This is a genomic window from Kribbella sp. VKM Ac-2568 (assembly GCF_004345365.1).
GTDB lineage: Bacteria > Actinomycetota > Actinomycetes > Propionibacteriales > Kribbellaceae > Kribbella > Kribbella orskensis.
In genome coordinates, this window is the sequence record NZ_SLVF01000001.1 from 52,242 (window position 1) to 68,131 (window position 15,890).

Consider the following 15,890-nt stretch of genomic DNA (forward strand, 5'->3'; position numbering starts at 1 on the left):
CGCGGCCCTCAAGCCCAGTCATCCGACGTGTGACAACAACCTCATCCACCAGCCGTAACCACCTCGTGGTTCTTCGCATCCGGCTCCAGGAAGCGCAGCAACGCGGTGCCTTCACGCTCCAGCTCGGCCGCCGTCCGCTTCAGCGTCCGGCCGAACGGGGTCAGCGTGAGTGTCGCCACACCGCGCTTCTTCTCGGCCGTCCACAGGCCCGCGACCAGCCCGTCGACCAGGTACGTCGACTTGATCCGCAGGTTCTTCGTGAACACGGCAGGACGGTGTTCGTCGGCGATGATCCGCTCGCGTTTCGCATGCGCCAGCAGCAGATTGTCGAACTCAGGCAGGAACCGCACCGGCACGGGCGTGTCCGGATCCGGCCGCGGCCCACTCTGTACGTCGTACAGAGTTTTGCCGTTCTCGTCGGCGAACTCCTCGAGCTCGACCTGGTCGAACAACGCTTTCGCCTTCGGCAGCCCTGACCAGGTCTGGAAGTCCGCGGGCGTGGCCGGCCCGAACGCCTCCAGATAGCGGACCACCAACTCCCCCGGTACTGCGCTCCGCCGGAGCTTCGCCCCGAGCCATTCCTCGGCCGGGGTGAACTTGGCGTTCGCGGACCAGCCCCACCGGGTGTCCACCGGGAACATCACCAGCGGCACGAGCATCCGCGTGCAGAACCCCAGCGCCCGGTCGTTCGCCGCCGGGAACTGCTTCTGCAGGGCGTCCCGCACCTCGGTGAACGTCAGCGGCTCCTTCGCCAGGATCTTTCTGGCGGCGGCCACGACCTTCTCCGGCTCGAGTCCTTCGGCCCGGTCGCCCAGCAGCTTCAGCCCCGACTCGAGCACCGGGCTCAGCGTGGTCCGGAAGCGCAGGTAGTCCTCGGCCGTGACCAGGTGGAGCGTGCCGCGGTACAGCGTCGCCCGGACCACCTCGCGATCCTGCACGGCCGCGGTGAGTTGCTCGTCGTCGAATCCTTGCAACCGAGACCACAGCCCGACGTACGGGTGTTTCGGCTCCTGGCCCTGCATCCCGGCCAGTCGTGCTACCGCGTCGGTCGGGCTGAGGTCGGAGCGCTCCATGAGCAGTTGCCGGGCCAGCGTCGCCCGGTTCACGGCCTTCGCGTTGAGAACGGTCATGGCCATCAGTCCTGGGTGACGCGGGTGCCGGCGACGCGGTCGGGGTAGGTCCGACCGCCGCCTCTGGCGATCGACCAGGCTTGCCACCCGAGGGCGGCGTAGGCGCCGGTAGCCAGCACAGCGCCGCGGGAGGTGTTGTCCGCGCGGAACTCCCAGACGGCCTGATGTCCGAGCTCCCAGGGCAGTGCTGTCTTCAGCAGAGTCCGGGTAAGGGCCTGCGGGAAGGTGGGCCGCTCTGCTGTCTTGTCGTCACTCAGAGTGAGTCCGAGGGCGCGTTTCCCGGGTGATCCGCCGGTCGCTTCGGCGGCTGCCAGCAGGCCGCTGAGGGGAATCGTCAGGCCTGCCGCGACCAGTAGACGGACCTTCGCCGGCGAGGGTGCGGGTCCGATCGCCGCGGGGTTTCGTCGTCGCCGGGCGACCGCGAGACCGGCCAGCAGGGCCAGTGGTGCGGCCAGCGCCGCGTAATCGATTGCCGTGGCAAGGCCGCGTCGCGCAGTCAGCATGCGCCGAGATTACGCCACCGGCAGCGTTCCGCCCGGCGAAAAGGTTGCCTTTCGGATGAACTCCGGCAGGCCCGAACGTACTGCGCCTGCTCTCCGGGCGACCGGTGTGGATTTCCCGCCACGCCCGGCCGGGTGGACAAAATGCGAGGGCTGTGCCGACGGCCGCCACTAATCGTTTGAAATGACTGTTTCACCGTGCATTCATGTGGTGTTCCAAAAGTTGCGCGGAGGGCATTTGAATTACAAATTGTGACGACCGTTGGTTACGGCACCGACCGGGCTCGGAGTGATCCTGGCGTGCCTCAGGATGGAATGCGGTACGCGGGTCGGGTGGCGGTTTCGCCTTGCTGAGTTGAAGATCCGGTGCCGCAGATGTTGCCGTCAGGTGACCGGAAGAGTGAAGAAAGTTCACCGAAACAAGCCCTCGCCGCGACGCTTTTGTTCTGTTAGCCTCAGGGCCCTGGCTTTGGGGAGCCGAATTCACCGACGTTTGTCGGGCCTACAAGCTGGCCTGGTGGCGGCTGCCGTGCGCGCATTCGATCGGTCGAGTTCTCCTGTTCTCGCGACAATCCCGAAAGGCAGGAATCGTGGACACCCAGACAGCCCAGCCGGCACCGGACGCCGCCGTCACCGCCACCGGGTTCGCAGTGCAGGTCGATGCCGTGCGCAAGTCCTTCGGTGCGGTCGCGGCGCTGCGTGGTGTCAGCCTCGAGGTCCGGCCCGGTCAGGTCTACGGGGTGCTCGGGCCGAACGGCGCCGGGAAGACGACGCTGCTGCGCATCCTGCTGGGGCTGGTCCGGCCGGACGACGGTTCGGTGAGGGTGCTCGGCCGGGCTCCCGGATCTCCGCAGGCGCTGCGCCGGATCGGTGCTCTGATCGAGACTCCCGCGTTCGTCCCGCATCTGTCCGGCCGGACGAATCTCCAGGTGCTGGCCAGGGCCCGCGGGCTGCGGGACGCCGAGGTGGACCGGGTGCTCGAGGTCGTCGAACTGCAGCATCGCGGCGGTGATCGTTTCAGCGGCTACTCGCTCGGGATGGGCCAGCGGCTCGGCGTCGCGGCCGCGCTGCTCGGCGACCCGGCGTTGCTGATCCTGGACGAGCCGACCAACGGACTCGACCCGGAAGGCGTCGCCACCATGCGCACGCTGATCCGCGACCTCGGCAGGTCCGGTACGACGGTGCTGCTGTCGTCGCACCTGCTCGGCGAGGTCCAGCAGATCTGCGACCGGGTGGTGGTGATCGACCGCGGCCTGGTCATCGCCGACGACACCGTCTCCGCCATCCGCGACCGCCCCGGCACCACGGCCCTGGACATCTGGGCAACCCCGTTGGAAACAGCCGGACAAGTCCTCGCCGATCTGACCGTTGAGTTGGTCGGCGAGGGGGAGGACCGGCATTGGCATCTGGAGACTGCGCCGGATGACGTTCCCGGGCTGGTTCGCGCGTTGGTCGCGGCCGGGGTCGATGTGCACGAGATCCGCCGGGAGCGGCAGACGCTCGAAGGGGTCTTCTTCGCGCTGACCGCCCACCAGGACGAGCAGGAGGAGTCGTGATCAACGCCGTCGCCGCCGAGGCGCTGCTGATGCGCAAGCGGCTCGCCCCTGTGATCGTCGGCGCCACCTGGGTGCTGATGGTGGTGGGCTTCGCCTTCGCCGTGCCCTACATCGTCTACAGCGTGCTCGACCCCGCGGATGCGAGCCGCGCGGAGCTGCTCCGGATCTTGTTGCCGGCGGCATTCGCCTCCACCTCGCTGAGCAGCTACCCGCTGTTCGGCGGCGCGATCATGCTGATCCTCGGAGTGCTGGTCACCGGCTCGGAGTACCGCTGGCGGACCTGGACCGCGCGGCTCAGCCAGGGACCGGACCGGGTTCAGGTCCTGCTCGCCAAGCTCGTCATCGGCGCCATGGTGACGACCGTCATTGCGGTGGTCGCGGCGGTGGCCGCGGCCCTGGCGTCGGCTGTGATCGCAGCTGTCGAAGGCCGCCCCGCCGACTGGCCCTCCGTGTCGTCACTGCTCGGCTCGCTCGGTGCCGCGGTACTGATCTCGGCCGCCTGGATGAGCGTCGGCGCGGCCCTCGGCGTCATCTTCCGTGGCACCACCGTCGCTCTCACGGTCGGCCTGCTGTGGACGCTCGGCCTGGAGAACGCACTGTCCGGTCTGGCCGGCGTGATCCCGGCGATCGAGCCGGTCCGCAATATCCTGCTCGGCTCCGCCAGCGGCTCGCTGGTGGGAAGTCTCGGCGCACCGACCCAGGGCGACGGCGGTACCCCCGGCGTCGTCGACTACCTGAGCGCACCGGCCGCCTGCCTGGTGCTGGTCGCCTACCTCGTCGTCACCACCACCGCAGCCGCGGTCCTGATGCACCGGCGCGACATCACCTGATCCCGAACCCACCGACCCGCTTTCCTTCCGCCCGAGGAGCGAACCGTGACCAACCCGCCCGTTGAACTCGTCCGGCCCCGCATGCGCCAGGACGTGGCCTTCCTCGAAACGCTCGACGGTGTGTACGTGCGTGGTTCCGATGGCGCGTTCGTCATCCGCGGTGCCGGCGCCTACCGCTACCTGTCGGCGTTGCTGCCGCATCTCGATGGCAGCACGTTGCTGACCGACATCGTCGAGGGCCTGCCGGACGCGCAAGCAGGTGCGGTCCGCTCCCTGCTCGGCACCCTCGCCTCGCGTGGTGTCGTCCTGGACGGCCCAGGAGCCCTGCTGGACAAGGAACTGCGAGACAAGTTCCCCAGCCAGGTCGCGCTCCTGGAGCACCACGGCGACGACGGCACCGGCTTCTCCCACGTGGCTGCTGCACGAGTCCTCATCACCGGCACCGATCAACAAGCCCTGACCACCCTCGCCACCGCCCTGACAGCCAACGGCGTCGGCACAGGTGGGTTTGTGCGGGTAGTTGTTGATGCTGAGTGGGATGCGGCTCAGGCGGCGGACGCTGATTTGGCTGTCCTGCTGGCGTTAGACGGGCCGTCGCCGCAGTTGTTCGAGGTGGCTGAAGAGGCCCGCCGGGCTGGGGTGGACTTTCTGCCGTTGGTTCGGGTGGGGGATCGGTTGATGGCCGGGCCGTGGCAGGGGGCCGTGTCGATCCAGTCCGCTCTGCTGCGGATGAGTGACAACGGGATGGCCGGGGTTGCCGAGCTCTGGCAGGCAGGGGTGGCTGGGGCCGCTGCCGCACCGGCTGGGCCTGTGTTGCCCAGGGTTGCAGCGACGATGCTGATCAACCTGGCCGGGTTCGAGATCTTCAAGCAGTTGTCCGGCAGTATCCCCTCGGATCTCGACCGGACAGTGATCCTGCTCGACCCGGATCGCCTGACCGTCCGCACCGAACACGTCCTGCCCCACCCGGCCGTCGAACCCACCGCGCCGGCCGCAGCCCTCCCAGCCGCCAAAACCGCCGCTCCGGAAGAGCCTGTGGTGCCGGCGGATGACGGTGGGGTGGAGTGGGCCTACCGGCGTTTCGATCCGGTGGTGGCGGACGCGGTCGGGTTGTTCCGGCACTTCGACGATGACGCGGTGCCGCAGATCCCGGTCAAGACAGCAGTACTGCGGGCGCCCGCCGCGGCCACCGAGCCGATCGTGACGTTCGGAGTGGAAACCGTTCTCGAAGCCAGGCTGGCCTCGCTGGAAGACGCTGCCATCCGCTACACCCTCAATCTCCACAGGCGTTCCTCCCTGCTGTCCGCCCCGGCGCCGGGCGCGGAGGACGTCGTATCGGAGCAGGTCGAGACGTGGCTTGGTGCCGGGCCCTCGCGTCCAGCACCGGTCGCGGCGTACGAGGTGACGAGCTGGACTTCGTTGGCGATCGACCGTGCCGCGGTCCTCGCAGGTCCGCTGGACTGGAACGCTGCTGAGTTCGAGCCGGACCTGGGTGGTCTCGCCGCGGCGCCGACTCCGCCCGCCGCGATCTCGCGAGCTCTCGTCGCCGCGGTCGGCTCGACCGCCATCGCGGAGGTCGCCAGCGGTGAGCTCCCGGTTGTCCGAGTGCCGCAGGAACTGATCGCCCAGGCGCTGGATCCACAGCAGTACCGCCGCCTGATGATCCTGTTCAACGAACTCGTCGCCGCCGGTGACAAGGTCGACTTCCAGCTCGCCCGCGGCGCCGTACCGGTCGCAGTAGTTGCCATTAGCAACGGAGTGGAGCGGCAACTGATCGCCCGGGCCGCGACCAGCTGGGTGGCGGCGGCCGAGGCAGCCCTCCTGACAGCCGTAGGCGAACGCCAGCTGGCCGGTACGCCGTACGCGCGGGTCGACCACAAGCTGCGGGTGGATGCGGATCTCGGCGGCGCTCTCGTCGCCGGACCTGCTCCCGAGGCAGCCGAGCTGACCGACACCGTCGCCGACGACGCGATCCTGGCGAAGCTCGCCGCGACCGGCCGCCGGGCCGCGACGGTCGACCTCAGCCCGCCAGACCTGACCGGCGTCACCTCGGTGGCCCGGGTCCTGCTCTTCCGCACCGCCGCCCCTGACGCGAAGGAGTCCTGATGACCGACCTGACCACCGAGCTGCTGTCGCTGGAGACCGCCACCTTCGAGGTGGACGAGATCGCCGACGTCGGGCAGGACGCTGCCGACTGGTGCAGCTCGAGCACCAGCACGTCGAGCTGCTCCTCCTGCAGCACGTCCAGCTGCTGCGGGTGTTCCAGTTGCAGCTGCAGCAGTACCAGCTGAGCACGGTACTGCCTCCCCAGGTTCCGCCGCCGGACCGGCGGCGGCCCCAACCCGCCCAGGAAGGAGGTGACCACCATGGCGCTCCGCGAAGAGCTGCTCGTGCTCGAGACGGCCACGTTCGAGATCGAGGACATCGTCGATCTCGGCCAGGATGCGGCCGGCTGGTGCAGCTCGAGCTGCTCCTGCTCGAGCTGCTCGTCCTGCAGCACGTCCAGCTGCTGCTCGACCAGCACCAGCACCGGGTGCGGCGGCGGCTGACAGCCGTCCGTCACTCCGGGTGCGGCGACGGCTGATGCCGTCGTCCGGACCGAAGTACTGCTACCGCCCAGTCGCGGCTGAACGGCCGCGCAGAAACAGGAAGGAAGTCCGACCATGAGCACTCAGACGCTCGGCCTCGAACTGCTCGACCTCGAGGCCGCCACCTTCGAGGTGGACGAGATCACCGATCCGTCCCTGGACCTCGCAGCCACCAGCTCGTCCTGCAGCTGTTCCAGCTGCTGCTCCTGCAGCACCTCCAGCTGCTGCTCGACGAGCACCAGCACGTCCAGCTGCGGCTGATCGACGCGCTAGTGAGCTGAGTGCTGCGGACCAAGGGCCCTGGTCCGCAGCATGTCCCGGCCGTTCACCGCCCCGAGCGACCGTCTGTACTCCGCCCGCCGACCCTGCTGTCGGTGCCCGTCCAGGAACGAGAAGGAGCTGCATCCAGTGACGACGTTGGAGGAACACCACGCACCCTCGGTGGCGCCGGATGCCGCGGCACTGGTGGCTACGGTCGGCGGCTCCATTGCCGACCTGCTGCCACCCCGCCCCGCGATCGCCCTGGACGTCGCCGTACTCGGCCTGCCCGGCCAGGAAGAGCGGATCACCATCGGCGCTCCGAGGCCCGGCGAGTCCGCCCCTGTCAGCATCCGCCTCTACGCAGGCACCCTCGTGGTCGCCGCCACTCCCGGTGGTGCCGGACCGTGCCCGACCTGCCTGGACCGTCGCTGGGTCGTGTGCCGCCCGACCATCGAGCGCCGCATCCTCGATCACCCGCACGGTGTCCTCACCACCCCGCACAGCGTCCCCGGCCCGCACGCAATGAGCGTCGCCGCCGCAGTGACCCGCGCCGCGGCCGAAGCGCTAGGCGGCCCGGCGTACCCGGTCTGGGAGATCGACATCCGTACTGCGAAGGTCGAGCGGTACGGGTTGATCCGCGACTCCTCCTGCGAGGCCTGCGCCCAACCGCAACCGGACACCGCGGACGATGCACGGATCCGTCTGGTGTCCACACCAGCGTCCAGTCCCGGCAGCGGCAGGTCCCGTAAGCCGGAAGACCTCGCTCTGCCGATGGACGCGCTCGCCAACCCAGTGTGCGGCATGCTCGGCGGCCCGGCGATCCGCGCCTACCACGCGACCGCCACGGCCCCGGCCAGCGGCCACTTCGAGGTGCGGAGCAAGTACGGCCTGCACGAGATGTGGTGGAGCGGCCACGCCGAGAGCTACCAGCGCAGCGAGCTCCTCGGTGCGCTGGAAGGACTGGAACGCGACGCCGGCCAGCGACCTCGCCGCGTGGACGTGGCCCTGCGTGCGACCGCGACGGAGCTCACCGTCCCGTTCGTGGAGATGGAGCAGTGCGGCCTCTACACACCCGACTTCTACCAACAGCACCAGGACAAGTACGTGCCCTGGTCGGAGAACCCGAGTGTGCCGTGGGTGTGGGGCTGGTCCGTCCGCGACCACCGCCCGCTGCTCGTCCCCGAGCAGATCGTGTACTACCTCGACCACCGCGAGGACCACCGCAACACAGTGCAGGAGTGCTCGAACGGCTGCGCCTCCGGCAGTTCCGTCACCGAGGCCGTCCTGCACGGTCAGCTCGAGCTGATCGAGCGGGACGCCTTCCTGATCAGCTGGTACGGCGGCCTCACCCCGACCGAGATCGACCTCGACACCGTCGACCACCCGCTGGTCCGGCAGATGCGCGCCCACGTCGACCTGCTCGGCTACGACCTGCGGTGCTTCGACATCCGCGTGGATCTCCCGGTCCCCGCCGTTGGTGCTGTCGCCGTACGGCGGGATGGCGGGCTGGGCACGCTCTGCTTCGCCGGCGGGGCCTCCTTGGACCCGGCGGACGCAGTACGGGCTGCTGTGTGTGAGGTGGCGTCGTACGTCACCGGCTTCGAGGAGCGGGTGAGCGAGACGCTGGGGCAGGTACAGGGGATGGTCACGGACTACCGCAACGTCACCGAGCTGGCGCACCATGCGCTGTTGTTCGGCATGCCCGAGATGGCTCAGCACGCCGAGCACTGGTTGCGCCAGTCCGAGGTCACGCCGCTGGACCAGGCGTTCGCCAACTGGACCACCGGCCGGGAGCCGGTGACCGATCTGCGCGAGCCGGTCGAGGAGATCGTCGCGCTGTTCGCGGCCCGGGGCATGGACACGGTCGTGGTGGACCAGACGACGCCGGAGCAACTGGCGATGGGCCTGCACACGGTGGCGACGATCGTGCCCGGGCTGATCCCGATCGACTTCGGCTGGCAGCGGCAGCGGGTGCGGACGATGCCGCGGACGCTGTGGGCGCCGTACCAGGGCGGCCTGACCGCGCAGCCCCTCACACCCGAGCAGTTGCACCGCGTCCCGCATCCGTTCCCCTAGCCCCGCGTCCGCCCCAGTCCGTGTCTTCCGTAGGAGTTGAGTGCAGGTGACCAGCCAGATCGATGTCGCCGCCGGGCCCGGCAGCCCCGCGGTCGCGATGGACTACGCGCGCCGGATGTTCGAGCGGCAGCGGGTGCCGTTGCCGCCGATGGGGTTCACGGTGGACTGGGAAGACCAGCCGTCCCGGCACAAGCTCTACCTGGACACACCGAAGGTGCCGCTGCCTGTTCCATTCGCAGGCCTCCCGTCGATCGGCGTGGAGGCGGCCGCGGCTCGCGCCATCGCTCCTGCCGGCGAGGAGATGCCCGCGCTCGACGTACTGGCCTCGGTGCTCGGCTGCTACGGGCTGATAGATCGCCGCACCCAGCTCAACTGGAACGAGGACAGCACCAACAAGCTAAGGGCCGCCCAGCCGGTGTGGTCGCGGCCGACTGCCTCCGGCGGCGGGATGTACCCGGCAGAGAGCTACCTGGTCGCAGGGCGGTCAGCGCCGGTCCGTACTGGGGTCTACCACTACGACACGGCTCACCACAGTCTCGACCGGCTCTCGGCGGCCAACCGCTGCAGTGAGCTGGCGGCGGCTACCGGCGTCAACGCCGGCCTCTACCTGGTCGCGACCCTGAGCTTCTGGAAGAACGCCTTCAAATACAACTCCTTCAGCTATCACGTGGTGACTCAGGACGTCGGCGCCCTGCTCGCCTCCTGGCGACTCGTGCTGGCGGCGGCAGGCCTCGCGGTCGAGCCGGTCCTGTGGTTCGACGAAGCACCAGTCAGTACTGCGCTGGCCGTGGATGGGCAGACCGAAGCGCCTTTCGTGGTCATCCCACTCGGGCCCACAACGCCAACCAGCGAAGGAGAGCGTCTGGGCACGCCGAATCCCTTGCGGGTGTGGGAGAAGTCCGATCGCGTCCGGGACTTCGAGCTGGTCGAACGCGTCCACGCGGCCGCCCTCGTGGGCAACACACCGAGGCCGGGCACCACAGCCCCCGTTGGCCCGGCACCACTGAACCAGGCCGATGTGATCCCCCTGCCGGCGCCGGAGCCGTCCAGCACTGACCTCACCACTAGCTTGCGCACAAGGCGTTCGAGCTTCGGCCTCTTCTCCGTCCGGCCCGCACTGTCGGCGTCGGACCTCAGCTCGGTACTGGCGACCACAGCCCGGATCGGTCGAGCCGGGACGGACCTGGCGCCCGCACCTCGCGACACTCCGTGGACCAGGCTGTGGGTCCTCCCCAACGCCGTCGAAGGCCTGGCCGAGCGTGCGTACGCCTACGACCCGGCTGAGCACCAGCTGATCGGTGCGGGGTCCTTCGACTTCGGCGAGGTCCAGCGGCACTACGCGCTGACCAACTACAACATCAGCGAGGTCGCTGCCGTCCTGGTGATCACGGGACGCCTGGAGGCGTTGGTGAACGCGTACGGCGCTCGCGGCTACCGGATGCTGAGCATCGAGGTCGGCCAGCTAGCGCAGACCACCTACCTGTCGGCCACCGCTCGCGGGCTGGGAGTCGGCGCCGTGCTGGGCATCGACAACCTCGCCGTCGACGAGTTCCTCGGCCTCGAGGAGACCGACGAGCGCAGCATGCTCTTCATCCTGCTCGGCCACGAGCGCGCCGGTCGCGCCGGGTACGACCACGGCCTGCACCACCGGTCAGCCGAAGGAGACCCCCGATGACAGACCTGCTCTCCACCCCCTTCAGCACAACGGCTGGTACTGCGTCGGGCTGGCGGCTGGGCGCCGGCTTCCTGCTGCGGGTCGCAGGCCAACCAGCAGAAGCAGTAGCCGCCCTCCGTACTCCGGCTGCCGTCGCCTGGACCGAACAGGTACTGGCGGCCGAAGGCACCCGAGACGCCATCGGTGACGAGCTCCGCGAGGCCCTGGAGTCCGCTCTGGCCGCTCGTGGCTCCGAGGATCCGGAGCGAGTGGCGCTCATCAACCTCCGCCGGGACGCCTTCAACGGCAGACGTCCGCGGCCGAGCACGCTGACCCGGACGGAGCCGCTGATGCCGACCGAGACCCGAGCCTTGGCGAACCAGTGGATCGCGGCGATCGACAGAGTCCGGGACCTCCTCGACCAGGGCCTCGCAGTACTCGGTGACGACCTGGCAGCGGCTCGGTCGCGAGCAAGGGAACTCCTTGCCGACGACAACCTCCGGAGCGCGGTCCTGCTCCAGTCGGAGGTGCTAGAGAAGAACATGGACCGGTACCTCGACCCGGCCCGCAAGCTCGACAAGCACGGCCGTCAGGTCGAGCGGACCCTGCTGGAACTGCTCTATCGGGCCGCGCTCAAGACCAGCCCGTTCAGCACGCTCACCTCGGTCGGTCTCGGCAGGTTCAGCGACACCGCGACCCGCCCTCGCCCTGAACCGGTCTCGCTCCAGCAGCACTCCACGACCCGGCTGAACATCGCCGTGCTTGCCCGCCTGTCCGCGGTGATCCTGGCCGATCCCGCCCTCCGTTCCGGCCTGCGGGTGACGTTGGCGCCCGGCGCGAGCTCAGACGGCGAGACGATGCGCTACGTCCGGCGCCGTACCGCGGCCGGCACCGACCCGGACGCGGTAGTCGCCATCGACAACGTTCACGAGAACTTGTTCTTCCTGCCCAGCGGCCCGGCTCTCGACGACGTGGTCGCGCTGACCCGGGGGGCCCGGCCGACGCTCGAGGAACTCAGCCGGCAGCTCGCCGACGCGGCCCCTGAGCGGACCATCGCGGAGGCGGACCAGCTGGTCGGTCATCTTCTCCGGTTGGGATTCCTGCTCGCTCCGGACCTCCAGATCGACCTGCGCTCGGCCCACCCGACCGAGATCTTCGTAGCCGCGCTCAGCACCCAGGACCACCCGATCCTGCAGCAGTTGGCCCGTTCCCTCCAGGCAGCCGTCGTCCTGGTCGACGCGTACCCCGGTACGCCTGCGCGCGGGCGCGCGCCCGTACTGCGGGAGCTGCGTGAGCAGGTGCGCGCGAGCTTCGAGGTGCTCGGCGCGTCCGACCAACTGGTGCCGCGCACGGTGATCTACGAGGACACCACGATCACCGGCGAAGGGATGGAGGTGGACCGCGGCCTGTGGGAGCGGACCGTGCTCCCCGACCTCGCGGACCTCGCCGACATCCTGCCCGCGTTCGACCTGAACGTGTCGAGACGCCTTACCGCCAAGGGCTTCTTCCGCGCTCGCTACGGCGCCGGCGGCCGGTGTGAGGACGTGGTGAGGTTCTGTCACGAGTTCCAGCGCGACTTCTTCGAGCCGTACACCCGCCGGGCGATGCGCCGGCGCCAGTTCGACGACGACAACGCGTTCGTGCCGCAAGAGAACTGGTTCAAGCTCGACGACATCGTGGCGGTGGACCGGGCCCGCGAGGCCGCGTCGCTGCACCTGCGTGACCTGCGCGCGGCGGACCCCGGCCTGGTCGAGGAGATCCGCCTCGGCCCGGAGTTCGTGGCCGCCGTACGGCGGGAGTTACCGGGTGCTGCTCAGTTCGCACAGCCCTGGTCGTTCTTCGTCCAGTTGGCCGCAGGCGGCGAGGCTCCAGGTCGGCTGATCCTCAACCAGGCCTACGCGGGCCTCACGCTGATGTTCTCGCGGTTCGCCCACAGCATCGAGGGCGCCGGCGAGCTGATCACGCGGATCCTGGCCGACTACTCGCCTGACGGAGCCGTGCTGGCCGAGCTCCGGGGCGGTTACGAGACCACCAATCTCAATATCCACCCGGCAGTCACGCAGTACGAGATCGTCTGTCCGGGTGATGCGAGCACTCGGCCGGCGGACGAGCAGATCTCGCTCGAGGATCTCGTCCTGGTGCATGACGAAGAGGCCGATCGGGTGCGGCTGATGTCGACGCGGCTCGGCAAAGAGGTGGTCCCGGTCTACCTGGGTTTCCTGATGCCGATGGCCTTGCCCGAGATCCAGCAGATCCTGCTGTGCTTCTCGCCGAGCGGCATGGCGCAGATCGACCTGTGGGCCGGTACCGGTGATCCCGTGCCGGTGGACGGCATCACGTCGTATCCGCGGCTGGCGCTGGGAGACCTGGTCTTGCAGCGGCGGATGTGGAAGCTGAACACCGCCGTCTTCCCGTTCCGCGACCCACAGCACTCCGATGCCGAGCACCTGCTCAGGCTGCAGCGCTGGCGGGTGGAGCACGGGCTGCCGCGGCGGCTGTTCGCGCAGATCGACAATGCGGCGGCGAAGTCCGCGGTCGACGGCGGCGCGGCGCCCGCCGCACCGGACGGCGAACGCAAGGCCGGGCGCAAACCCCTGCCGGTGGACTTCGACAGCTGGATGTCCCTGCAACTGCTCGAACAACTCGCGCTCGGTGCCTCGGCCCGGATCGTGCTGACCGAGGCGAACCCAGATGTGGACGAGTTGTGGCTGACCGACGAGCACGGCCGTCCGCACGTCAGCGAACTGCTGCTGGAGCTCTACGACACCGGGAGGGACTCATGACCGACGACTGGGTGGCTCTGCACGTCTTCTATGCCAGCGACGCCAATCCGATCCTGGTCGAGGCGGTCCGGCCGCTGGTCGAGGAACTGCGCCGCGACGAGCTGATCGACCGCTGGTTCTTCATCAAGTACTGGATGGAGGGACCGCACCTGCGGGTCCGCTTCCACCCGGCCCGGCCCGAACTGCGCGACGAGGTCGCCAGCCGCGCGACGGCCGCGCTCGAGGCCTTCCTGGCCCGGCGACCCGCCCTTTACGACACCGACATCGACGGGCTCGGCGACATCTACAAGAAGATGTACATCGCGGAGTACGGCGAACAGCGCTTCGTCGAGGAGTACGGCGTGGACGGGGTGATGCCGTTCCGCCCGAACAACAGCGTCGCCCTGATGCCGTACGAGCAGGAGTTCGACCGGTACGGCGGTCCGGTCGGGATGGACCTTGCCGAGTGGCACTTCCAGCACTCCAGCGACCTGGTCGCGAAGCTGCTGGCCACCTCGAACACGCACGTGCGACCCGTCCTGCTCGGTCTGGCCACCCAGCTGTCGCTGATGACGGCGTACACGTTCCTCGGCTCGGACGAGGCGGTCCGGCGGTTCTTCCAGCGGTACCGGTCGTTCTGGGAGACGTCGTACCAGGAGCCGTCGGACGACTACCACGACTCGTTCGACAAGAGCTTCGAGCTGACCCGGGCGTCGCTGACCGAGCGGATCGACCGGATCCGCTCGATCAGCGAAGGCGAGCAGGCGCAGGCGTTGTCCGGGATCGAGCGGACGTGGCTGACGCACTGCCGTGAACTGCGGGATCGGGTCGAGGCCGAGTCAGGGCGGCTGCTGTTCCCGAGCCGGACCGGCGGGAGCGGCAAGGAGCCGATCGCCGATCCCGAAGGCCGCGCCGCCATCCTGCTGAGCTCGTACATCCACATGACGAACAACCGTTTCGGGGTCGCGATCCTCGACGAGATCTACCTGTCCTACCTGATCGAAAGGGCCCTCGAACCAGCGACCGCACCGGCCTCGGTATGACCACCGTCAGCGACTGGCTGACCGAGGCCAGGCCCGCGCTGCGCGAGTCCGTGCACGTCGGCCCGGGGCTGTTGAAGGGCACCTCCGTGGTGCACATCGTCGGCGACCGCGAGACCCACGCCTTCCTGCGGGTCGGCCCGCGCGAGGCGTTCCTGATGGCGCAGCTCGACGGCACCCGGACGCTCGCGGACATCGGCGTCGCGTATGCCGAGCAGTTCGGCAAACGCCTCGGTGAGGCGCACTGGACCCAACTTCTCGGCCTGCTGCACTCGCACGCACTGATCGAGCCCGCTGCGCCCGAGCAACTCGAAGCGGTGCGTGAGAAGACGGAACTGGCCCGTCGGGCAGCCGGGCGATCCCCTCTGCTCTGGCGACGGCCCGTGCCCGGCGCCGCCGACCTCGTAGTACCGCTGGCTCGGCGGATCGGGTGGCTCCTGCACCCGCTGGCCGCAGTACCGCTTGCTCTGGCCGGTACTGCGGTCGCGGTGTTCGTGCTGCTGAGGTGGTCGATGCTGTGGACGGCGGTCTCGGAGTCGCCGTCGCGGTCGACCGCGGCCGTGGTCGGTCTGCTGGTCGGCTGGGTGGTGATCGCCGGGCACGAGTTCTTCCACGGCATCGCCTGTGTCCGGTACGGCGGCCGGCCCACGGAGATCGGGGTGATGTGGCGGTTCCCGATGATCGCGCCGTACTGCAAGGTCGACGACGTCGTCACCTTCCCGCGGCCCGGCCAGCGGGTGGTCACCTCGTTCGCCGGGGTCTACGTCAACCTGGTCGCGCTGATCCCGTTCGCCGCGCTCTGGTGGTGGGGTCCGCAGTCGGGGTGGTGGCACGGTCTGGCTGCGGCGCTCTTGCTGTTCGGCGTCGTCGCGGCGCTGGCGAATCTGATTCCCGTGCTCAAGCTCGACGGCTACCACATGCTCGAGCACGCGACGTCGACCTCGAACCTGCAGGGGGAGTCGTTCCGCTTCGCCGGCGCCTTCCTTCGGCACGGACCGTCCGGCATCGCTGCCTATTCGCGACGGGCGCGGCGGATCTATGCCGGCTATGCCCTGCTGGCGACGGCCATCCTCGGTCCGGCGCTGGTGCTGCTCATCCGCAGTTGGTACCTCACGCTGGCTGATCTGTGGAGCCCGCTCACCGCGATCGCAGTACTGGTCGGCGAGGCCGTGGTGGTCGGCGGCCTGTTGCGCTGGGCAGTTGTGTGGCGACGAAGAGCGACCGAGGAGGCCTGATGGACCTGTTGCAGACGATCCTCGGCATCCTCTTCGTGCTCGGGCTGAGCTGCGGCGGCTGGATCGTCTGGGCGGTTGCCCAGAGCCGGCAGCGCAAGCACGAACTGGCGATGGCCCGTGAACGCGAGCAGACCGAACGGACCCGCTTGCAGATCGAGGCCGATGAACGGATCCAGGAACGCGCCGACCGCATCTACCTGGACACCGTTCACCGGCACACCGACCCGGACTACCAGCCCGGTCTCGACAAGCAGTAAC

14 protein-coding genes are annotated in these 15,890 nt (G+C 69.1%); 12 read left to right on the forward strand and 2 right to left on the reverse strand.

Annotated features, from left to right (window positions below; genetic code table 11):
- Positions 1 to 41: 41 nt before the first annotated feature.
- Together EV648_RS00255 and EV648_RS00260 are read right to left on the reverse strand one after the other, a co-directional pair.
- Positions 42 to 1,130: a winged helix DNA-binding domain-containing protein gene (locus EV648_RS00255; RefSeq protein WP_132283854.1), complete on the reverse strand. Its 1,089-nt coding sequence runs from the start codon at positions 1,128 to 1,130 to the stop codon at positions 42 to 44.
- Between the two features lie 5 nt (positions 1,131 to 1,135).
- Complete coding sequence (locus tag EV648_RS00260; protein ID WP_132283856.1) at positions 1,136 to 1,633, reverse strand: RDD family protein; 498 nt, start codon at positions 1,631 to 1,633, stop codon at positions 1,136 to 1,138.
- 587 nt (positions 1,634 to 2,220) lie between these two features.
- Here EV648_RS00260 and EV648_RS00265 point away from each other — a divergent pair.
- The 12 genes from EV648_RS00265 to EV648_RS00320 all read left to right on the forward strand — a co-directional run bounded on the left by EV648_RS00265 (position 2,221) and on the right by EV648_RS00320 (position 15,889).
- Positions 2,221 to 3,186: an ABC transporter ATP-binding protein gene (locus tag EV648_RS00265; protein ID WP_241994780.1), complete on the forward strand. Its 966-nt coding sequence runs from the start codon at positions 2,221 to 2,223 to the stop codon at positions 3,184 to 3,186.
- Complete coding sequence (locus EV648_RS00270; RefSeq protein WP_132283858.1) at positions 3,183 to 4,016, forward strand: ABC transporter permease subunit; 834 nt, start codon at positions 3,183 to 3,185, stop codon at positions 4,014 to 4,016. Before EV648_RS00265 ends, EV648_RS00270 begins: the two co-directional genes overlap by 4 nt.
- 45 nt (positions 4,017 to 4,061) lie before the next feature.
- Positions 4,062 to 6,122, forward strand: a complete 2,061-nt coding sequence (locus tag EV648_RS00275) for a hypothetical protein (RefSeq protein ID WP_132283860.1) — start codon at positions 4,062 to 4,064, stop codon at positions 6,120 to 6,122.
- The gene (locus EV648_RS44995; RefSeq protein ID WP_132283862.1) at positions 6,122 to 6,307 is read left to right on the forward strand and encodes a thiazolylpeptide-type bacteriocin; all 186 of its coding nucleotides are present in this window, start codon (positions 6,122 to 6,124) and stop codon (positions 6,305 to 6,307) included. Before EV648_RS00275 ends, EV648_RS44995 begins: the two co-directional genes overlap by 1 nt.
- A 164-nt stretch (positions 6,308 to 6,471) precedes the next feature.
- The gene (locus EV648_RS45000; protein WP_370452686.1) at positions 6,472 to 6,600 is read left to right on the forward strand and encodes a hypothetical protein; all 129 of its coding nucleotides are present in this window, start codon (positions 6,472 to 6,474) and stop codon (positions 6,598 to 6,600) included.
- A 79-nt stretch (positions 6,601 to 6,679) separates the two neighbouring features.
- Positions 6,680 to 6,865, forward strand: coding sequence for a hypothetical protein (locus EV648_RS00290; RefSeq protein ID WP_132283866.1), 186 nt, complete (start codon positions 6,680 to 6,682; stop codon positions 6,863 to 6,865).
- Between the two features lie 147 nt (positions 6,866 to 7,012).
- Entirely contained in the window at positions 7,013 to 8,941 is a 1,929-nt protein-coding gene (locus EV648_RS00295) for a TOMM precursor leader peptide-binding protein (protein WP_158293857.1), read from the forward strand.
- A gap of 46 nt (positions 8,942 to 8,987) precedes the next feature.
- Positions 8,988 to 10,616 (forward strand): SagB family peptide dehydrogenase, encoded by a 1,629-nt coding sequence (locus EV648_RS00300; protein ID WP_132283870.1) that lies wholly within the window; start codon positions 8,988 to 8,990, stop codon positions 10,614 to 10,616.
- The gene (locus EV648_RS00305; RefSeq protein ID WP_132283872.1) at positions 10,613 to 13,378 is read left to right on the forward strand and encodes a lantibiotic dehydratase; all 2,766 of its coding nucleotides are present in this window, start codon (positions 10,613 to 10,615) and stop codon (positions 13,376 to 13,378) included. The genes EV648_RS00300 and EV648_RS00305 overlap by 4 nt, the downstream gene beginning before the upstream one ends.
- Entirely contained in the window at positions 13,375 to 14,400 is a 1,026-nt protein-coding gene (locus EV648_RS00310) for a thiopeptide-type bacteriocin biosynthesis protein (RefSeq protein WP_132283874.1), read from the forward strand. Before EV648_RS00305 ends, EV648_RS00310 begins: the two co-directional genes overlap by 4 nt.
- Positions 14,397 to 15,632 (forward strand): M50 family metallopeptidase, encoded by a 1,236-nt coding sequence (locus tag EV648_RS00315; protein WP_132283876.1) that lies wholly within the window; start codon positions 14,397 to 14,399, stop codon positions 15,630 to 15,632. The genes EV648_RS00310 and EV648_RS00315 overlap by 4 nt, the downstream gene beginning before the upstream one ends.
- Complete coding sequence (locus EV648_RS00320; RefSeq protein ID WP_132283878.1) at positions 15,632 to 15,889, forward strand: hypothetical protein; 258 nt, start codon at positions 15,632 to 15,634, stop codon at positions 15,887 to 15,889. Before EV648_RS00315 ends, EV648_RS00320 begins: the two co-directional genes overlap by 1 nt.
- The last annotated feature ends 1 nt before the right edge of the window (position 15,890 follow it).